The organism is Pseudomonas sp. MWU16-30316 (assembly GCF_020515645.1).
Classification (GTDB): Bacteria; Pseudomonadota; Gammaproteobacteria; order Pseudomonadales; family Pseudomonadaceae; genus Aquipseudomonas; species Aquipseudomonas cerasi.
In genome coordinates this window covers 29,844-45,883 of the sequence record NZ_JAIZAZ010000003.1, presented here as the reverse complement: position 1 = coordinate 45,883, position 16,040 = coordinate 29,844, and the positions used below count along the sequence as shown (strand labels likewise).

The 16,040-nt window shown below is 60.2% G+C and carries 13 protein-coding genes and 4 tRNA genes; 2 read left to right on the top strand and 15 right to left on the bottom strand.

From position 1 onward, the window contains the following. Positions 1–118: 118 nt before the first annotated feature. From dgoD to leuC, 7 genes are all read right to left on the bottom strand, one after another. Entirely contained in the window at positions 119–1,267 is a 1,149-nt protein-coding gene (gene dgoD / locus LCH65_RS11325; protein ID WP_003366667.1) for a galactonate dehydratase, read from the bottom strand. A gap of 69 nt (positions 1,268–1,336) precedes the next feature. Further along, positions 1,337–1,972 carry a 2-dehydro-3-deoxy-6-phosphogalactonate aldolase gene (locus LCH65_RS11320; RefSeq protein ID WP_226439478.1) on the bottom strand — a complete coding sequence of 212 codons (636 nt, stop codon included), beginning with the start codon at positions 1,970–1,972 and terminating at the stop codon, positions 1,337–1,339. A gap of 1 nt (position 1,973) precedes the next feature. Then, the gene (locus LCH65_RS11315) at positions 1,974–2,978 is read right to left on the bottom strand and encodes a 2-dehydro-3-deoxygalactonokinase (RefSeq protein WP_226439477.1); all 1,005 of its coding nucleotides are present in this window, start codon (positions 2,976–2,978) and stop codon (positions 1,974–1,976) included. Between the two features lie 179 nt (positions 2,979–3,157). Beyond that, positions 3,158–4,270 (bottom strand): aspartate-semialdehyde dehydrogenase, encoded by a 1,113-nt coding sequence (asd, locus tag LCH65_RS11310; RefSeq protein WP_002552957.1) that lies wholly within the window; start codon positions 4,268–4,270, stop codon positions 3,158–3,160. A gap of 70 nt (positions 4,271–4,340) precedes the next feature. Then, the gene (gene leuB / locus LCH65_RS11305; RefSeq protein WP_003366657.1) at positions 4,341–5,423 is read right to left on the bottom strand and encodes a 3-isopropylmalate dehydrogenase; all 1,083 of its coding nucleotides are present in this window, start codon (positions 5,421–5,423) and stop codon (positions 4,341–4,343) included. Positions 5,424–5,573: 150 nt separating this feature from the next. Then, positions 5,574–6,215 carry a 3-isopropylmalate dehydratase small subunit gene (gene leuD / locus LCH65_RS11300; RefSeq protein ID WP_003366655.1) on the bottom strand — a complete coding sequence of 214 codons (642 nt, stop codon included), beginning with the start codon at positions 6,213–6,215 and terminating at the stop codon, positions 5,574–5,576. 10 nt (positions 6,216–6,225) lie between these two features. Next, positions 6,226–7,650: a 3-isopropylmalate dehydratase large subunit gene (gene leuC, locus LCH65_RS11295; RefSeq protein ID WP_226439476.1), complete on the bottom strand. Its 1,425-nt coding sequence runs from the start codon at positions 7,648–7,650 to the stop codon at positions 6,226–6,228. A gap of 145 nt (positions 7,651–7,795) precedes the next feature. Here leuC and LCH65_RS11290 point away from each other — a divergent pair, with 145 nt between their 5' ends. Together LCH65_RS11290 and LCH65_RS11285 are read left to right on the top strand one after the other, a co-directional pair. Further along, positions 7,796–8,668 (top strand): LysR family transcriptional regulator, encoded by an 873-nt coding sequence (locus tag LCH65_RS11290; protein WP_003433130.1) that lies wholly within the window; start codon positions 7,796–7,798, stop codon positions 8,666–8,668. Between the two features lie 66 nt (positions 8,669–8,734). Next, a complete protein-coding gene (locus LCH65_RS11285) occupies positions 8,735–10,927 on the top strand; it encodes a GGDEF domain-containing phosphodiesterase (protein ID WP_003433133.1) in 2,193 nt (730 codons plus the stop codon). A 66-nt stretch (positions 10,928–10,993) separates the two neighbouring features. On the opposite strand, the gene LCH65_RS11280 is transcribed toward LCH65_RS11285, so the two are convergent. The 8 genes from LCH65_RS11280 to gltX all read right to left on the bottom strand — a co-directional run bounded on the left by LCH65_RS11280 (position 10,994) and on the right by gltX (position 15,667). Further along, the gene (locus tag LCH65_RS11280; RefSeq protein WP_003316521.1) at positions 10,994–11,437 is read right to left on the bottom strand and encodes an Hsp20 family protein; all 444 of its coding nucleotides are present in this window, start codon (positions 11,435–11,437) and stop codon (positions 10,994–10,996) included. 129 nt (positions 11,438–11,566) lie between these two features. Beyond that, positions 11,567–12,532 carry a tRNA-dihydrouridine synthase family protein gene (locus LCH65_RS11275; protein ID WP_054081902.1) on the bottom strand — a complete coding sequence of 322 codons (966 nt, stop codon included), beginning with the start codon at positions 12,530–12,532 and terminating at the stop codon, positions 11,567–11,569. A 29-nt stretch (positions 12,533–12,561) separates the two neighbouring features. After that, the gene (locus LCH65_RS11270) at positions 12,562–13,023 is read right to left on the bottom strand and encodes a thioesterase family protein (protein ID WP_054081903.1); all 462 of its coding nucleotides are present in this window, start codon (positions 13,021–13,023) and stop codon (positions 12,562–12,564) included. Positions 13,024–13,548: 525 nt separating this feature from the next. Beyond that, positions 13,549–13,624 (bottom strand) — tRNA-Glu (locus LCH65_RS11265). A 46-nt stretch (positions 13,625–13,670) separates the two neighbouring features. After that, positions 13,671–13,746 (bottom strand) — tRNA-Ala (locus tag LCH65_RS11260). Positions 13,747–13,797: 51 nt separating this feature from the next. Beyond that, positions 13,798–13,873 (bottom strand) — tRNA-Glu (locus tag LCH65_RS11255). A gap of 88 nt (positions 13,874–13,961) precedes the next feature. Beyond that, positions 13,962–14,037, bottom strand: a tRNA-Ala gene (locus LCH65_RS11250). A 148-nt stretch (positions 14,038–14,185) separates the two neighbouring features. Beyond that, entirely contained in the window at positions 14,186–15,667 is a 1,482-nt protein-coding gene (gltX, locus tag LCH65_RS11245; protein ID WP_003433142.1) for a glutamate--tRNA ligase, read from the bottom strand. Between the last annotated feature and the right edge of the window lie 373 nt (positions 15,668–16,040).

The following is a 16,040-nucleotide window of genomic DNA, read 5'->3' as shown; positions in this document are numbered from 1 at the left end:
CGTGTTCGCTCCTACGCCCTGCGGGCAGAAGCCTGAACGCCCATTTTCCGGGCTCTTCAGGGCTTATGTATGGCGAAGAGCGCAGGGCGCCGAAACGATGGTTAGCGGAGTTGTTGTTCTACCACTCTGCAAAACTGCCATCCGCATGCCGCCAGATCGGGTTGCGCCAGCGGTGGCCGATGGCGGCGCGTTCGATGACGTACTCTTCGTTGATCTCGATGCCCAGGCCGGGGCCGTTGGGGATCTTGACCATGCCTTGGTCGTAGTCGAAGACTTCCGGGTGCTTGACGTAATCGAGCAGGTCGTTGCTTTCGTTGTAGTGAATACCCAGGCTCTGCTCCTGGATGAAGGCGTTGTAGCAAACCGCGTCCAGTTGCAGGCACGCTGCCAGCGCGATAGGCCCCAGCGGGCAATGCAGCGCCAGCGCGACGTCGTAGGCTTCGGCCATGTTGGCGATCTTGCGGGTTTCGGTAATGCCACCGGCATGCGAGGCATCGGGCTGGATGATGTCGACGTAGCCTTCGCTCAACACGCGCTTGAAGTCCCAGCGCGAGAACAGCCGTTCGCCCAGCGCAATCGGCGTACTGGTCAGCGGTGCCAACTCCTTCAGTGCTTCATAGTTCTCGCTGAGCACCGGTTCTTCGATGAACATCAGCTTGTAAGGGTCCAGCTCCTTCATCAGCACCTTGGCCATTGGCTTGTGAACCCGGCCATGGAAGTCCACACCAATGCCGACATTCGGCCCAACGGCATCACGCACAGCGGCCACGTTGGCCAGCGCCAGGTCGACCTTGTCGAAGGTGTCGAGAAACTGCAGCTCTTCGGTGCCATTCATTTTCACCGCAGTAAAACCGCGCTCTACCGCCTCCTTCGCGGCGCGCGCCGTATCGGCGGGCCGATCACCGCCAATCCACGAATAGACGCGAATCTTGTCACGCACCTGACCGCCGAGCAGGTCACTGACCGACACCCCCAGCGCCTTGCCCTTGATGTCCCACAACGCCTGATCGATGCCGGCCAACGCACTCATGTGGATCGCGCCGCCGCGGTAGAAGCCGCCGCGGTACAGCACGGTCCAGATGTCCTCGATGTTGCGCGGGTCCTTGCCGATCAGGTAGTCGGAAAGCTCTTCCACCGCGGCAGCAACCGTGTGCGCGCGGCCTTCGACCACTGGCTCGCCCCAGCCGACAACGCCCTCGTCGGTCTCGACCTTGAGGAAGCACCAGCGCGGCGGAACGATGAACGTGGTGAGTTTGGTGATTTTCATGGGTGCGGTTTCTCTTGTTGATTCTCTTGTTGGATAGCGGCTGCTGCACGGCGGCGTCTGCTGCGCCGTTCAGTCTGCAAGCGCTGCGCTGTGCTGCTTCCAGGCCGCCACATAAGCCTGGGCACGCTCGGTGACATCTGCGACGCTCATGCCGGGTTTGAACAACCCGGAGCCCAGGCCAAAACCCTTCACGCCGGCGTCGAGAAATACCTTCATGTTGTCCGGCGAAATCCCCCCGACCGGCAGCAGAGTCGTGCCCTTGGGCAGGACAGCCAGCCACGCCTTGACCACCGCCGGCGACATCTGCTCGGCAGGAAACAGCTTGAGCACATCAGCGCCTTCGGCCAGCGCGGCAAAGGCTTCGGTCGGCGTCGCGACCCCTGGCGACAGGAACAGCCCGGCCGCCTTGGCCGCACGCAGCACCTTGGCATCGCTGTGCGGCATGACAATCACCTGCCCGCCGGCGTCCTTGACCTGAGTCACCTGTTCAGCGGTGAGCACGGTGCCAGCACCGATCAGGCAATCGGCAGGCAACTGCTGACGCAACAGGCGGATGCTATCGAACGGTTGCGGGGAGTTGAGCGGCACTTCGATGACCCGAAACCCCGCCTCGTACAGCACATCGCCCATGGCAGGCGCTTCTTCGGGGCGCAGGCCGCGCAGAATCGCGACCAGACCATTTTCTTTCAATGCTTGCTTGAGCATGTCAAACCTCTCGAATGTGTTGGGACGAGCGGCGCGCGATCAGGCCGGCCTGAACGGCGACCTGCCAGAGGCCGCGCTCGGTCGCCTGCTCGGCCAATGTCACCCCGGGAAAGCCACAAACGGCCAGCCCGCGCGCATAGCGCGTGCACAGCGAATCGCTGCCGATGAGGATCACCGCAGGCAATTGTTCGTGGTTGTGCAGATGCAGCCTGGCGATGGCGCCCAGTTCATGGCCAATCAACAGGCCGGAAAGATAGTCAGGTTGCGCACTGGCAGCCAATTGCCCGGTCAGGCCGAGCGTTCGTGTGCTGAAAATCGTCGACAGCGACCCCGCAGAGCCCGCGTCGGACAGGGCAATCGACAAGCCGCGGTCAAACGCCTGCTCGTCGAACGCCTCCGAAGGCTGCATGGTGCGTCCCAGAATGGTGTGCGCGCAGAGCGCGGCGTAGACCTCGCCGGTCATGAAGGTATCGAAGTGAACGATGCGACCCCGTTCTACCTGCACCCATTTGGAGTGGCTGCCGGGCAGACCGATCAGCAGAGGCTGGCTGCCCTGCCCGTCTTCGCGCCCTGCCAGCACACCCAGCACCTGGGTTTCTTCGCCACGCATGACGTTGGGCAGGGTCGAGCGCTGCAGGACGCCGGGGATGATGTGCACCGTCACGCCGCGCACGCTGCGCACCGTCTGCAACGCTGCGCTCAGCTCATTGACGCTGGCCGGCGTTTCCCGGTAGGCCGCCTCACGCCAGCCCTGTGCGCTGCCGACCATGCCACAGGCAATCACCAGCAGGTCCGGCTGGGCATCGAGCCAGTCGCCGCACGCCTGGTCAAAGGCCAACTCGAAACCGTCACTGCAGAACTGCCCCGCGATCAGCCGCGGCGTGGTCGGCAACTGCATGATGCCCGCGCTCAATGCGCGCTGTTCCAGTACCCGGCCGTGTTCGCCAAGTCGATAAGCACGAAGTGAGGTTGTCCCCCAATCGAGCGCGATCAATTGCGCCTGCATTGCGTCACCTGTTGTTTTTTTGGAAGTGAGTGCAGGACGACTATAAACCTGTTGTTACACTTATCTCAATATGTAAATTTCAATCCCATATATAGGGATAAAAGGCGATCAATCAAAAGTATCAGGCATTAAAAAACCCGCCTTCCTTTCGGAAAGCGGGTTTGCTGTAAAACCGAGCCTCAACGCTCCAGCAGGATTCTCAGCATGCGACGCAGCGGCTCCGCAGCGCCCCACAACAGCTGGTCACCCACGGTAAAAGCGCCCAGGTACTGCGAACCCATGTTCAGTTTGCGCAAACGCCCCACGGGAATGCTCATGGTCCCGGTCACCGCCGTCGGGCTCAGCTCATGCATGCTGGCTTCGCGATTGTTCGGCACCAGCTTGACCCACGGGTTGTGCTGGCTGATCAACCCTTCGATGTCCGCAATCGGCACATCCTTATTGAGCTTGATGGTCAGCGCCTGACTGTGGCAGCGCATGGCGCCGATGCGCACGCAGATGCCGTCCACCGGGATCGGGCTCTTGAAGCGACCGAGGATCTTGTTGGTCTCGGCCTGGCCTTTCCACTCTTCGCGGCTCTGGCCGTTTGGCAGCGCCTTGTCGATCCACGGGATCAGGCTGCCCGCCAGTGGCACACCGAAGTTCTCGGTAGGGAACGACTCGCTGCGCATGGCTTCAGCCACCTTGCGGTCGATATCCAGAATGGCGCTGGCCGGGTTGGCCAGATCATCGGCCACCGAGGCATGCACCGCGCCCATCTGCCTGATCAGCTCACGCATGTTCTGCGCGCCGGCGCCGGAGGCTGCCTGATAGGTCATGACATTCATCCACTCGACCAGACCGGCATCGAACAGGCCGCCCAGCCCCATCAGCATCAGGCTGACGGTGCAGTTGCCACCGATATAGTTCTTGGTGCCCGCGTCCAGTTGCTGGTCGATAACCTTGCGGTTGACCGGATCCAGCACGATGACCGCGTCATCCTGCATGCGCAGGCTGGACGCCGCATCGATCCAGTAACCCTGCCAGCCCGCTTCGCGCAGCTTGGGGAACACCTCATTGGTGTAGTCGCCACCCTGGCAGGTCAGCACCACGTCCAGGGTTTTCAGCTCGTCGATGCTGTAGGCGTCTTTCAGGGGCGCAACATCCTTGCCCACCGAAGGCGCCTGGCCACCGACATTGGAAGTAGTGAAGAACACCGGCTCAATGAGATCGAAGTCCTGCTCTTCCCGCATCCGCTGCATGAGCACGGAACCGACCATGCCACGCCAACCGATCAGACCTACACGTTTCATCGCAACTACACCTTGAATAAAAGTGGGACCGCCGCTCTGCGCGTACACAGCAGGCGGCGGGCCAGAGAGATTACAGATTCCGCAGCGCGGCGACTACCGCATCGCCCATTTCCTGCGTACCGACTTTGACTTTGCCTTCCGACCAGATGTCGCCGGTGCGGATACCCTGATCCAGAACCAGGCTGACAGCCTTTTCGATGGCGTCGGCCGCATCGGTCAGATTGAAGCTGTAACGCAGCATCATCGACACCGACAGAATGGTCGCCAACGGGTTGGCAATGCCTTTGCCGGCGATGTCCGGCGCCGAGCCGTGACATGGCTCGTACATGCCCTTGTTGGCCGTGTCCAGCGAGGCCGACGGCAGCATGCCGATGGAGCCGGTGAGCATCGACGCCTGATCGGAGAGGATGTCGCCGAACAGGTTGTCGGTCACGATCACATCGAACTGCTTGGGTGCACGCACCAGTTGCATGGCGGCATTGTCGACGTACATGTGGCTCAGTTCGACTTCAGGGTAATCCTTGGCGACCTGCTCGACGATTTCACGCCACAGCTGGCTGGACGCGAGTACGTTGGCCTTGTCCACCGAGCAGAGCTTCTTGCCACGCACCATGGCCATATCGAAACCGACCCTGGCAATGCGGCGGATCTCGCTTTCGCTGTACGGCAGCGTGTCGTAGGCCTGACGCTCGCCATTATCCAGCACCCGCGTACCGCGTGGCGCACCGAAGTAGATACCACCGGTCAGCTCGCGAACGATCAGGATATCCAGGCCGGCGACGATTTCCGGCTTCAGGCTCGACGCGTCGGCCAGTTGCGGATACAGGATCGCCGGACGCAGGTTGCCGAACAGGCCCAGTTGCGAACGGATTTTCAGCAGACCGCGCTCAGGACGGATGTCGCGCTCGATGGTGTCCCATTTCGGGCCGCCGACTGCACCGAGCAGCACGGCGTCGGCCGCACGGGCACGATCCAGGGTTTCATCGGCCAGCGGCACGCCGTGCTTGTCGATGGCCGCGCCACCGATCACGTCGTGGGTCAATTCAAACCCCAGTTGATACTTTTCGTTGGCCAGCTCCAGCACCTTGACCGCTTCGGTCATGATTTCCGGACCAATACCATCACCTGGGAGAATCAGAATCTGCTTGCTCATAACATCCTCGATTTTGTGCATCGGCGTCTTTGACAACGCCTGCTTGAAACGCTCAATACCACAGAAAATTTAGCGTCCGGCCAAAACACTTTTGCCAGCAAGGCGCAATTGCACCTTACTGGCAAACATGCAGCATCCGCTGTTGATCGATCAGTCGCGGAACAGCCATGGCTGGCTGGCGCGGTGCCTGCTCTCGAAACCGGCGATTGCCTCAGCGTCCATCAGCGTCAGGCCAATGTCATCCAGGCCATTGAGCAGGCAATGCTTGCGGAACGCATCGATTTCGAAGCTCAGGACCTTGCCATCCGGACGGGTCACGGTCTGCGCCTGCAGATCGATATTCAACTGATAGCCGGGCGTGGCTTCCACCTGCTTGAACAGTTGATCGACGTCTTCTTCGGACAGGATGATCGGCAACAAGCCGTTCTTGAAGCTGTTGTTGAAGAAGATGTCCGCGTAGCTCGGCGCGATGATTGCGCAGAAACCGTACTCTTCCAGTGCCCACGGGGCGTGTTCGCGGCTGGAGCCGCAGCCGAAGTTTTCCCGGGCCAGCAGCACGCTGGCACCCTGGTAACGCTCGTGGTTGAGGACGAAGTCAGGGTTCAACGGACGCTTGGAGTTATCCTGGTAAGGCTGCCCCACGTCCATATAACGCCATTCATCGAACAGGTTCGGGCCGAAGCCGGTGCGCTTGATCGACTTGAGAAACTGCTTGGGAATGATCTGGTCGGTGTCGACATTGGCACGATCCAGAGGAGCGACCAGGCCATGATGCTGGGTAAAGGCTTTCATACGGGACTCCTCAGTGCTGGATCAGGTCGCGAACATCGATGAAACGGCCATTGACCGCAGCGGCAGCGGCCATTGCCGGGCTCACCAGATGCGTCCGGCCACCGGCCCCCTGACGACCTTCGAAGTTACGGTTGGAAGTCGACGCGCAGTGCTCGCCGGACCCCAGGCGGTCCGGATTCATCGCCAGGCACATGGAGCAGCCCGGTTCGCGCCATTCAAAGCCAGCATCGATGAACACCTTGTCCAGCCCTTCCTTCTCGGCCTGCTCCTTGATCAGCCCCGAGCCCGGCACCACGATGGCCTGCTTGATGGTCGCGGCCACCTTGCGGCCCTTGGCAACATCGGCCGCAGCACGCAGGTCTTCGATACGCGAGTTGGTGCAGGAACCGATGAATACCCGGTCCAGCTGGATATCGGTAATCGGCTGATTGGCTTTCAGGCCCATGTACTTGAGCGCACGCTCGATGGAGCCACGCTTGACCAGATCCGGCTCCTGCGCAGGGTCCGGCACGTTCTGATCGACCGCCAGGACCATTTCCGGCGAAGTGCCCCAGCTGACCTGCGGCTTGATCTGTGCGGCATCCAGCCTGACCACGGTATCGAACACAGCGTCCGGGGCGGACACCAGGTCCTTCCAGGCTTCGACAGCAAGGTCCCACTCCGCGCCCTTGGGTGCGAACGGACGGCCTTTGACGTACTCGACGGTCTTCTCGTCGGTGGCCACCATGCCGACCCGGGCACCCGCTTCGATGGACATGTTGCAGATGGTCATACGGCCTTCGATCGACAGGTCGCGAATCGCGCTGCCGGCGAACTCGATGGCGTAACCGTTACCGCCTGCCGTGCCGATCTTGCCGATCACCGCCAGAACGATGTCCTTGGCCGTCACGCCGAAGGGCAATTGCCCTTCGACCGACACCAGCATGTTCTTCATTTTCTTGGCGACCAGGCACTGGGTGGCGAGCACGTGCTCGACCTCGGAAGTGCCTATGCCGTGGGCCAGCGCACCGAAGGCGCCGTGGGTAGAGGTGTGCGAGTCGCCGCAGACCACGCTCATGCCTGGCAGGGTTGCACCCTGCTCCGGGCCGATCACGTGGACGATGCCCTGGCGCGGATCATTCATCTTGAATTCGGTGATGCCGTACTCGTCGCAATTATCGTCGAGGGTCTGCACCTGCAAGCGCGACACCTGATCCTCGATGGCACCGATGCCACCCTTGCGTTCGGCCGTGGTCGGCACGTTGTGGTCAGGCGTGGCGATGATCGAGTCGATCCGCCACGGCTTGCGCTTCGCCAGCCGCAGACCTTCGAACGCCTGCGGCGAGGTCACTTCATGGATGATATGGCGGTCAATGTAGATCAGCGCCGAACCGTCGTCGCGCTGTTTGACCAAATGCGAATCCCAGAGCTTGTCGTAGAGCGTTTTCCCGGCCATCGGACGTACTTCCTCATCAGCTTGTTTCTATGCCTTGGGCAATCGTTGCGATGACCCCTTGGCTTGTGCGGTCATCCTATGGAATATGCTTAAATAACTCAAATTCATAATTTTCATACTTTGGATAACCAACTGGAATCCGACCATGGACCTGGCCAACCTCAATGCCTTTATCGCCATCGCTGAAACGGGCAGTTTCTCCGGGGCAGGCGAACGCCTTTACCTGACCCAGCCGGCCATCAGCAAACGCATTGCCGGTCTGGAGCAGCAACTCAACGTACGCCTGTTCGATCGCCTGGGCCGCGAAGTCAGTCTGACCGAGGCCGGACGCGCCCTGCTGCCGCGCGCCTACCAGATTCTCAACGTGCTGGATGACACACGCCGGGCCCTGACCAACCTGACCGGGGAAGTCACCGGGCGGCTGACTCTGGCGACCAGCCACCACATCGGCCTGCACCGTTTGCCGCCGATATTGCGCGCCTTTACCCGCACTTATCCGAAGGTTGCACTGGACATCCAGTTCCTGGATTCGGAAATTGCTTATGAAGAAATTCTTCACGGGCGCGCCGAGTTGGCAGTCATTACACTGGCGCCCGAGCCGCATACGCTGATCCGCGCCGTGCCCGTCTGGGACGATCCGCTGGATTTCGTCGCGGCCCCCGAGCACCCGCTGGCCAACAGCGGCCCGATGAAGCTGGAGGATATTGTGCGCTATCCGGCGGTATTTCCCGGCGGTAACACGTTTACCCATCATATTGTCAGCGGATTGTGCGAGGCTCAGGGCCTCAAGCCCAACATCGCGATGAGCACCAACTATATGGAGACCATCAAAATGATGGTTTCCATCGGCCTGGCCTGGAGCGTTCTGCCGCGCACCATGCTCGACGAGCAGGTGGCGCGCATCCCGCTGCCGGGCGTACAGCTCAATCGCCAGCTAGGCTACATCCTGCACACCGAACGCACGCTCTCAAATGCGGCACGGGCATTCATGAAACTGCTCGATGCGCAGACACAGTGAACAGAGGCTGCAGCAGGCCGCAGGCAGATCGCTCTGGCCGCCCTATCGATCAAAGGCTCGGATAACATGCCCAACCCACCGGATAACGCCGTGCCGAATGTTGCCGCACAGTCGGTCTCTGCCAGGCTGCCGCTGACAGACGCAGAGCGGATCCTGCAGGAAACCCGTGATCGCCTGGAGCTGGCACTGGAACTGGCGCAAATGGGTACCTGGGATCTGGATATCGTCCGCAACCGGCTGCAAGCCTCGGCACGCGCGGCGCTGCTGCACGGCATGCCGGCACTGCCCTTCAATGAGTCTGGCGGGCAGTTCTTCGGCAGCCTGCCCGGCGAAGAACGCCGCCGAATGCGCGCGCTCTATGCCGCGGCGCTCGAAACCGGGCAGGACTGCCTGCAAGTCACTTACCGGTTCCGGCTGAAAAACGGCACGTCACGCCTGCTTGAGAGCCGCGCGCGGATTTACCGGGATGAACAGGGCCAGCCCGTCAGGCTGTCCGGCACACTGCTGGACATTACCCAGCAGTGTGCTCAGGTCGCACTGGAGGCCAGCGAGGAGAAATTTGCCAAGGCGTTTCATTCAAGTCCCGACTCGATCACCATCACTGAAATCGACTCGGGCCGCTATGTCGAGGTCAACGATGGCTTCAGCCGCCTGACCGGTTTCAGCGCCCAGGAAGTGCTCGGCCGTACAGCGCATGAAGTCGGCATCTGGACCGACACCTTGCAGCGCGAACACATGCTTGAAGAACTGCGCCAGAAAGGCCGCGTGCATCATCGTGAAATGAACGGGCGAGACAAGCACGGTGCGCCTCTGGTGCTGGATATATCGGTCGAGTTCATCACCCTGAACAACACCGCCTGCCTGCTGATGAATGCCCGCGACATCGGCGAACTCAAAAATGCCCAGGCGCAGATCCAGCACCTGGCTTATCACGATCCACTGACCGGGCTGCCCAATCGCGCGCTGCTGCTCGACCGCCTCAGCCAGCAAGTGTCGCTGCTCCAGCACCAGAATCTGCGCGGCGCCCTGTTGTTTCTCGATCTGGACCATTTCAAGCACATCAATGACTCGCTTGGCCACCCGGTAGGCGACAGCGTTTTAAGCATCATCGCCGCGCGCCTGGAAGCCAGCGTGCGCCAGGAAGACACCGTGGCACGCCTCGGCGGCGACGAATTCGTGGTATTGATCTGCGGCCTGGAAGGCTCGCAGGACGAGGTCACCCGGCAAGTCCGGGAGCTGGCCGACAACCTGCGCAACCTGCTGGCCGAGCCGATGTTTCTCGACGGCCATCGTCTGCAGGTCACGCCGAGCATCGGCGTGGTGCTGATTCCGGATGATGGCCTGACCCCGGCCGATCTGCTCAAGCGCGCCGATATTGCCCTGTATCGGGCCAAGGATTGCGGGCGTAACGCTTCACAGTTTTTCCATGTATCCATGCAACAGGCCGTCAGCCAGCGCCTGCGCCTGGAAAATGACTTGCGCCTGGCGCTGACCCGCAACGAATTTCACCTGCACTTCCAGGCCCAGGTCGACTGTCGTAACGAATACATCACCGGGGCCGAGGCCCTGCTGCGCTGGCAACACCCCGAATACGGCCTGCTGGCGCCCGATCAGTTCGTGCAGATACTTGAAGAAAGCGGGATGATTCTGGAGGTCGGCAGCCATATTCTGAACGAGGCCTGTAAAACCGGTGGCCTGCTGTTAAAGCAAGGGCTGATCCCGGAAAACAGATTCCTGATGGGCGTCAATATCAGCCCGCGACAGTTTCTGCAGCACGATTTCATCGAGCGCGTGGAACGCAGCCTGACCCTGCATCAGTTGCCTGCATCCATGCTCAAGCTGGAAATCACCGAAGGTATCGTCATCCAGAACCTGGACGACACCATCCTCAAGATGCTCAGCCTCAAGGCACTGGGCGTCAGCTTTGCGATGGACGACTTCGGCACCGGCTACTCGTCCCTGACCTATCTCAAGCGCTTACCGGTGGATACGCTGAAGATCGACCAGTCCTTCGTCCAGGACGCTACCAGTGATCCCAACGACGCAGAAATCATCCGTGCCATCGTCGCCATGGCGCAGAGTCTCAACCTGAACGTGATCGCTGAAGGCGTTGAAACCTCAGAGCAGTTGGCGTTTCTGGAAAAAGTCGGCTGCTACACCTATCAAGGCTATCTGTTCAGCGAACCGCTGCCAGGCCCGCAGTTCGAGTCCCTGCTGGAGCTCAGGGGGCCTGCGCAGCAAACCGCACATCAGGACTGAAAAAAGGAAGGCGCCCCGCAGGCGCCTTCCCCGTTACATGCCGCTGACTCAACATCACCTGTCGGATCAGTTTTCCAGCGCTTTTTGGCTATTGAGCGGAATGCGTTTTGGTTTCGCTTCTTCCGGCACGTTGCGCACCAGGTCAATATTCAGCAGACCGTGAGACAGATCGGCCCCTTTGACTTCGATATTGTCCGCCAGCCTGAATGACAGCTTGAATTCACGCCGGGCAATACCCTGATGCAGATACGTCACGTTTTCGGCTTCTTGCTCGCGCTTGTTGCCGATCACGGTCAGCACACCTTTTTCAACCTGCAACTCGAGATCCTGCTCTTGCATGCCTGCTGCAGCAATCACGATTCGATAATGGTCATCGGTGTGCCGCTCGACGTTGTAGGGCGGATAGCCGCTGGTTGTCTCATTTCGCGCCGCCGACTCGAAGAGGTCGTTGAAGCGGTCGAATCCCACTGAGTTGCGAAACAGTGGAGCCAGAGAAAATGCAGTAGCCATAACAATTCTCCTGTTTATCAGCGAGTGGTTTACGCGACCCGTGTTCGGCATCGCTTGATCACCAAAGTAGGGACAGCCATTCGCTTTTCAAGAGACTTTTTTCAGGATTTTTTTGGCCGTTCGTCGGGATCAGCTTCTGGGTAAGCAACCGGGCGCGCAACCCAGCAATACGCTGATGCGATTGCAGTCGGTTTCGCGGCGCAATGTATTGAACATGAGAGTCGCCTCGGGGTAGCTTTTGGTCAGCAGCACCAGCCACTGCTTGAGCCGGCCCGGCGCCTGAATCAGTGTCATCTTCGCCAGACAGTCCTGCCAGAAGACCCGCAGCATCGGCTGCAACTCGTCCCAGGTCATGGGCACGACCTCTTCGCCCTTCTGCGCTGCAGCGATCTGCCGGGCCAGATCAGGACGCGCCACCAGACCGCGACCGATCATGATGTCCCGCGCACCGCAGATTTCACGGCAACGGCGCCAATCCTCAACGGTCCAGATTTCCCCGTTGGCGACCACCGGGACATTGACCACTTCCTGGATGCGCGCAATCCACTCCCAGTGCGCGGGAGGCTTGTAGCCGTCGACCTTGGTGCGCGCATGAACGACGATTTGCTCTGCCCCGCCGTCAGCCAGCGCTCTGGCGCAGTCCAGCGCGCCATCGGTGTTTTCGTACCCCAGGCGCATCTTGGCGGTAACGGGGATAGGTCTGGGCACGGCACGGCGCACCTGGCTGACGATCGAGTGCAGCAGTTCCGGCTCCTTGAGCAGGATTGCGCCGCCCCGCGAGCGGTTGACGGTCTTGGCCGGGCAGCCGAAGTTGAGGTCCAGCACGGGTGCACCCAACTCGCAGGCGAACGCGGCGTTTTCGGCCAGGCACACCGGGTCAGAGCCCAGCAACTGAAGGCGCAACGGCGTGCCTGCGTCAGTTTTCGCGCCCTGGTGAAATTCCGATGCGTACTTGTAGAAGTAATGCGCTGGCATCAAACGCTCGGACACCCGGATGAATTCGGTCACGCACCAGTCGATGCCGCCGACTTTCGTCAGCACATTACGCAGGATGTCGTCGACCAACCCCTCCATGGGCGCCAGAGCAATTTGCATGGTTCACACTCGAAAAAAAGTCCGGCAGTTTACTGCCCGGCGTGCGGATTGGGAACGGCGCTGTCAGAGATGGCTGCGCCATAGCCCTCGATGAACTCGGCAGGCATACGCTTGGGCTTACCAGTGGACAGTTCGATGCAGACAAAGGTGGTTTGCGCGCGCAGCAAGGTCAGGTTGTCGGCAGGACGCTTGAGCTGAAAGCAGCGGGTCATTTTCAGGCGGCGATCCCAGTCGACGATCCAGGTCGCCAATTGCAGCTCGTCGTTCTCGTAGGCGCTGGCGAGGTAGTCGATCTCATGCCTGACCACCGCCATCGCCCGATCCAGACGCCGGTATTCGGTAAGGTCCAGCCCGAGGAACTGCGAATGACGCCAGGCACAGCGCTCCAGCCAGGACACATAGACCGCGTTATTGGCATGCCCCAGCCCGTCGATGTCTTCGGCGGCGACGTTCAGATCGATGACAAACGGCGTTGCCCGGTCCCAGACCATGCGTGCTCCTGCTTGAGTGGATGTAATTGGCGGGAGTGTAGCGGGTCATGGCGCGCGTTCACACGCGTTGGCATGAAAAGCGCCCCTCCGAACGCCTTTTGCTCTTCACGCTACAGCGCTCAGAGTCATACACAAGTCTGGATAAGCCCGGATAAAAGGCCTGAAACCGTACGTGCAGACTGGACACAGACCTGTGGGAGTGAGCTTGCTCACGAAGACGATGCATCCAACCCCTATTTCCTGGGGGCTATACCGGCCTATTCGCGAGCAAGCTCGCTCCCACAAGATTTGTGTATAACCAAGAGGGCTGCAGCGCGAGGATGTAGTTCGCGGCGCACTGCGTTGCGAACGCATAGAGGACGCGGAGTGTCCTGAACGGCATGCCAACGCAGTATCGGCACGAGAGTCGGTTACAGTTGAGTGTGGCAATAGATAAAAACAGAAAGGAGGGATTTTCAAACCCTGAAAAAACAAAAGGGCCATTCAATAATCGAATGACCCTTGGTCCCGCAGAGCGGGAAATCGTGGCGTCCCCTAGGGGACTCGAACCCCTGTTACCGCCGTGAAAGGGCGGTGTCCTAGGCCACTAGACGAAGGGGACGCAAAACCTTCAGTCAGGTTCATCGAACGATGAACCCTGGCAAAATTGGTGGAGCTTAGCGGGATCGAACCGCTGACCTCCTGCATGCCATGCAGGCGCTCTCCCAGCTGAGCTAAAGCCCCGGATTTACGCCTCTCGGCGGAGATCAACCTTCCGGCATCCCTCGGTGAAACTGGCGTCCCCTAGGGGACTCGAACCCCTGTTACCGCCGTGAAAGGGCGGTGTCCTAGGCCACTAGACGAAGGGGACAAAACCTTCTTGCAAAACAAACGGTCGCTGGATCCGCTTGTTTCACATCATTTCAGAGCAGTGTAGCAGCACTCTGAAATGCTAAATTTGGTGGAGCTTAGCGGGATCGAACCGCTGACCTCCTGCATGCCATGCAGGCGCTCTCCCAGCTGAGCTAAAGCCCCACATCAGTGGACGGGGCGCATATTAAGCGTGAGTGACAGGGCTGTCAAATTTATTTTCTACAATTTGCAAAGTTTTTTGTCGGTAATACAACCACTTACCTTTCAACCCCCGGAAAACCGGGGGCGATTCACAGGAACAGGTAATGCCTCAGGCAATCGAGCCCAGCAGCTTTTCCCATTCCTTGTTTTCTTTCTTGGAAACGCCGCCCAGCAAATCGAGGGCCTGACGCAGGCGGAAGCGAGTCAGGTCCGGGCCGAGGATTTCCATCGCATCGGTCACCGAGACCGAGTTGGCCTGACCGGTGATCGCAGCGAACATCAATGGCATGGCGTCTCGCAGCTTGAGCTCAAGATGCTCGACCACGGCCTGAATGCAGCCCATGATCCGGTCCTTCTCCCACTGACGCAGCGATTCCAGCTTCCACAGGATCAACTGAATCACCTGGCGCACCTGCTCCGGGGACAGCTTCTTGTGTTCGAAGAGCTTCACATCAGGCGTGACGCCACCTGCAAAGAAGAAGCCGGCCAGCGGTGCAACCTGACTGAAGGTCTCTACCCTGCCCTGCACATGCGGTGCGATCTTCATCATGTAGTCAGGGTTCAGCGCCCAGGTCTTCAGACGCGAGGCAAACTCCTCGACCGGCAGATCACGCAGCCATTGGCCATTGAGCCAGGACAGCTTTTCTATATCGAAGATCGGCCCGCCCAGCGAAACACGCGACAGGTCGAAGTTGTCGACCATCTCCTGCAAGGAGAACTTCTCGCGCTCGTCAGGCATCGACCAGCCCATACGCCCCAGGTAGTTGAGCATCGCCTCGGGCATAAAGCCCATGCGCTCGTAGAAGGTCACCGACGTGGGGTTCTTGCGCTTGGACAGCTTGCTCTTGTCGGGGTTACGCAGCAGCGGCATGTAGCACAGCTGCGGCTTGTCCCAGCCGAAGTATTCGTACAGCAGGATCAGTTTGGGTGCCGATGGCAGCCATTCTTCGCCGCGCAGTACGTGGGTGATGCCCATCAGGTGGTCATCGACGACGTTGGCGAGGAAGTAGGTCGGCAGGCCGTCGGTCTTCATCAGGACCTGCATGTCCATGCGGTCCCACGGGATTTCGACTTCGCCACGCAGCATGTCAGGGACGACGCAGACGCCTTCGGTAGGCACTTTCATGCGGATCACGTGTGGCTCGCCGGCGTCCAGGCGGCGCTGGACTTCTTCCTTGGAGAGCAGCAAGGCGCGACCGTCATAGCGCGGGGTTTCGCCCTTGGCCTGCTGTTCGGCGCGCATCTGGTCCAGCTCTTCGGCGGTGCAGAAGCACGGGAAGGCATGGCCCATGTCGACCAGTTGCTGCGCGTATTTCTTATAGATGTCGCCGCGCTCGCTTTGGCGGTATGGGCCATGCGGACCACCGACGTCGGGGCCTTCGCTCCAGTCGATGCCCAGCCAGCGCAGTGCGTCGAAGATCTGCTGTTCGGACTCGCGGGTAGAGCGCAGTTGATCGGTGTCTTCAATGCGCAGGATGAACTCGCCGCCGTGCTGTTTGGCAAAGCAGTAGTTGAACAGCGCGATGTAGGCCGTGCCGACGTGGGGGTCGCCTGTGGGCGATGGCGCGATGCGGGTACGAACGGTGGTCATGGAAAATCCCGAATTAGGTCGATCAAGCGCGGAATGTTAACAGGCCGGGGGCATGAGGCTCCAGCAACAAAGGCAATTGCCCGGACGCCTCTCGTTTCGCAAGCTCCGCGTCCGGAGTTGTAAACAAATTCAGCTGATTATCGTGCCAGTGCTCCGCGTGGGCATGCAGTTCGTGACGCTCTGCGTCACACGGCGGTTTTTCTTTGTCAGGTAAATGGGGGTTCGACTCAGGTCACCTTTTCGCCCCTCGGCGAGTCACTTCGAAGGGGCCAAAGTGACCAAAGCCCCCTGCTCCGTTTCCGGCCCGACTTCGTCGGGATCCTTCGCCCTGACACTGATCCGGGGGTCGCCGCACCGGCATGAGAGGTGGCGT

Bases quoted from the DNA above. Each gene is read 5' to 3' on its own strand.
- dgoD (WP_003366667.1), bottom strand. From the start codon at position 1,267: ATGAAAATCACCAAACTCACCACGTTCATCGTTCCGCCGCGCTGGTGC.
- LCH65_RS11320 (WP_226439478.1), bottom strand. From the start codon at position 1,972: ATGCTCAAGCAAGCATTGAAAGAAAATGGTCTGGTCGCGATTCTGCGC.
- LCH65_RS11315 (WP_226439477.1), bottom strand. From the start codon at position 2,978: ATGCAGGCGCAATTGATCGCGCTCGATTGGGGGACAACCTCACTTCGT.
- asd (WP_002552957.1), bottom strand. From the start codon at position 4,270: ATGAAACGTGTAGGTCTGATCGGTTGGCGTGGCATGGTCGGTTCCGTG.
- leuB (WP_003366657.1), bottom strand. From the start codon at position 5,423: ATGAGCAAGCAGATTCTGATTCTCCCAGGTGATGGTATTGGTCCGGAA.
- leuD (WP_003366655.1), bottom strand. From the start codon at position 6,215: ATGAAAGCCTTTACCCAGCATCATGGCCTGGTCGCTCCTCTGGATCGT.
- leuC (WP_226439476.1), bottom strand. From the start codon at position 7,650: ATGGCCGGGAAAACGCTCTACGACAAGCTCTGGGATTCGCATTTGGTC.
- LCH65_RS11290 (WP_003433130.1), top strand. From the start codon at position 7,796: ATGGACCTGGCCAACCTCAATGCCTTTATCGCCATCGCTGAAACGGGC.
- LCH65_RS11285 (WP_003433133.1), top strand. From the start codon at position 8,735: ATGCCCAACCCACCGGATAACGCCGTGCCGAATGTTGCCGCACAGTCG.
- LCH65_RS11280 (WP_003316521.1), bottom strand. From the start codon at position 11,437: ATGGCTACTGCATTTTCTCTGGCTCCACTGTTTCGCAACTCAGTGGGA.
- LCH65_RS11275 (WP_054081902.1), bottom strand. From the start codon at position 12,532: ATGCAAATTGCTCTGGCGCCCATGGAGGGGTTGGTCGACGACATCCTG.
- LCH65_RS11270 (WP_054081903.1), bottom strand. From the start codon at position 13,023: ATGGTCTGGGACCGGGCAACGCCGTTTGTCATCGATCTGAACGTCGCC.
- gltX (WP_003433142.1), bottom strand. From the start codon at position 15,667: ATGACCACCGTTCGTACCCGCATCGCGCCATCGCCCACAGGCGACCCC.